Origin of the sequence: Aquipuribacter hungaricus (assembly GCF_037860755.1) — a bacterium.
Classification (GTDB): domain Bacteria; phylum Actinomycetota; class Actinomycetes; order Actinomycetales; family JBBAYJ01; genus Aquipuribacter; species Aquipuribacter hungaricus.
On sequence record NZ_JBBEOI010000438.1, the window covers coordinates 1 to 1,215 of the forward strand.

At 78.7% G+C, this 1,215-nt stretch carries 1 protein-coding gene; it reads left to right on the top strand.

The window, feature by feature from the left end:
• On the top strand, positions 1-1,082 hold a 1,082-nt coding region (locus tag WCS02_RS20455; protein ID WP_340296162.1), incomplete at its 5' end, for a glycosyltransferase family 2 protein.
• Positions 1,083-1,215 lie beyond the last annotated feature (133 nt).

Below are 1,215 nucleotides of genomic sequence, written 5' to 3' on the forward strand. Positions count from 1 at the left end.
GTGCCCGCGTGAGCGCCGCCGAGGTGCCGGACGCCCGGGGCGCCGTGCCGGACGCGGTGCCCGACGCGGTGCCCGACGCGGTGACCGGGACCCCGCCGGCGGCCCCGCTCCCGACGGTCACCGCCGTGGTGCCGACGTACAAGAGGCGCGACGGGCTCGAGGCCGCGGTGCGGGCGCTGCTCGGCGACCCCGGCACGACCGAGCTCGTCGTGGTCGTCGACGGCTCGCCCGACGGCTCGCTGGAGCTGCTGCAGGGCATCGCCGCCGAGGACCCCCGGCTGCGGCCGGTCTGGCAGGAGAACGCCGGCGGCGCCGCCGCCCGCCAGGCGGGCATCGACCTGGCCACGGGCGACGTCGTGCTGCTCGTCGACGACGACGTGGTCGCCGCACCTGGCCTGTCCAGCGGGCACGCCCGCCACCACGCGCTGGCGGACGACCTCGTCGTGCTCGGCTACATGCCGACCCGGGTCCCCGTCGACCTGGTCCGGGGCGGCTTCGCCACCCGGGTCTACGCCGAGGAGTACGAGGGCACCTGCCGGGCGTACGAGCGCGACCCCGACCAGGTCCTGCTGCGGCTGTGGGGCGGCAACGTGTCCGTGCGCCGGGACCGCCTCGCCGGGGTCCCCTACGACTCCGGCCCGTTCTCCCGCACCAACCACTCCGACCGCGACTGGGGGATCCGGCTGCGCAAGGCCGGCCTGCGCGGGGTGTTCGACCGCTCGCTGCTCGCCAGCCACGAGCACTCCCGCCCGCTGCCCGCGTTCCTGCGCGACGCCCGGGCACAGGGCGCGGGCCGCTACGGCGTGCACGTCCTGCACGCGGACGTCCTGCCGCCGTTCGGCCTGGACGACACCGTGGCCGACCTGCCCGCCCCGCTGCGCGGCGTGCTCGGCCTGGACCGCTACCGGGTGGCCCGCGCCGGCCTGGTGGGCGGGCTCCAGGCCGTGACCCGCACGGCCTCCCGGGCGGGCGTGTCCCGGGTCGAGGTGCCGGCAGCCAAGCTGCTGCGCCGCCTGGCGATGCGCGACGGCGTCCGGCAGGCGATGGCGGCCCCGCCGCCCGGGTCGGCCGGCAGCGCCTAGGTCACGGGCGCAGTCAGACCCCGGCCCTCGCCTCAGACGGTGGCGCCGGCCGGCTGGTCGGCGAGCACGGCGGAGTCCGTGGCGATGGCGGCCCGACGGCGTGCCCGCTCCGCCGCGGCAGCCGCGACCGAGC